At 67.4% G+C, this 1,093-nt stretch carries 2 protein-coding genes; both read right to left on the bottom strand.

Annotation, left to right across the window (positions count from 1 at the left end; translation table 11 throughout):
• Positions 1–698: aldo/keto reductase (locus AB0H50_RS35605; protein ID WP_357461689.1), on the bottom strand; the 698-nt coding region annotated here is incomplete at its 3' end.
• Positions 691–1,093: acyl-CoA reductase (locus AB0H50_RS35600; RefSeq protein WP_357461687.1), on the bottom strand; the 403-nt coding region annotated here is incomplete at its 5' end. The genes AB0H50_RS35600 and AB0H50_RS35605, both read right to left, overlap by 8 nt.

Below are 1,093 nucleotides of genomic sequence, written 5' to 3'. Positions count from 1 at the left end.
AAGCTTTCTTCGGAGTGGTCGCGGGCAAGGAGCCCACGGGCGAGCGGGCTCCAGGCGCTCACCGAGAGCCCGAGTTCGTCCGCCATCGGCAGCAGGTCGCGCTCCGGAGTGCGCGCGACGAGCGAGTACTCGACCTGCAGCGCGCAGAACGAGGTCCAGCCCCGCAGTTCGGCGATGGCGTCCGACCGGGAGACGACCCATGCTGGCGTGTTGGACACCCCGAGTGCGAGCACCTTTCCCGACCGCACCAGATCGTCGAGTGCGCGCAGCGTCTCCTCTGCGGGCGTGCACCGATCCCACGCGTGAACCCACAGCAGATCGAGGTAGTCGGTGCCGAGCCGCTTCAGGCTCGTCTCCACACTGCGGCGCAGGCTCTTCCGGTTGCTTCCCCCGGAATTCGCGTCGCGGGGGTCGGTCGGCAGGGTGTACTTCGTGCTTACCACCACCGCGTCACGCTCCGACGCGATCAGCCGGCCGAGGAACTCTTCGCTCGCACCGTTGGTGTAGTTGTTCGCGGTGTCGACGAAGTTGCCCCCGGCTGCCCGGTACTCGTCGTAGATGGCGCGGGAGGTCGCCTCGTCGGCTCCGAATCCCCACTCCGTTCCGAAGGTCATGGTGCCCAGACACAGCTCGCTCACGCGGATGCCGGACTTCCCGAGGACCCGCTGCGCCATTCCGGTCGCACCGTGCTCACGCATCGTCGTCCACCACCCAGTTGACGAAGCGGTGCAGCGGGTACATGCCGTCGTGCGGGCCACCCATGCTGCCCTTGAGGGCACTGCCGAGTCGCACGATCCGCTGGACGCCGGCCGTGGCGAGCAGATCCCGTATCTCGGCCTTCCGCGCCGCCGGATAGACACCGACGGTCTGGGTAGCAACCGTGGCGTAGGACGCTGCCTCACGCATCTGCGCGACGGGAATGACGTTGACGGTCTTGTTGGTCGGATGGAAATCGACCATCTCCGGTGACCGCACCACAAGACCGCTGCCGTCGAACGTGCCCCACACGCGGTATTCGGGTTCGAGGAAGCGCATGCCTTCGACGGCTTCGCGGATCTCGGCGCCGGGCTTCGGCCCGAAAGCCTCCGCGAAG

Source organism: Nocardia sp. NPDC050793 (assembly GCF_040654065.1).
Classification (GTDB): Bacteria; Actinomycetota; Actinomycetes; order Mycobacteriales; family Mycobacteriaceae; genus Nocardia.
The sequence above is the reverse complement of the archived record's forward strand: the minus strand, read 5'-3'. Positions and strand labels throughout refer to the sequence as shown.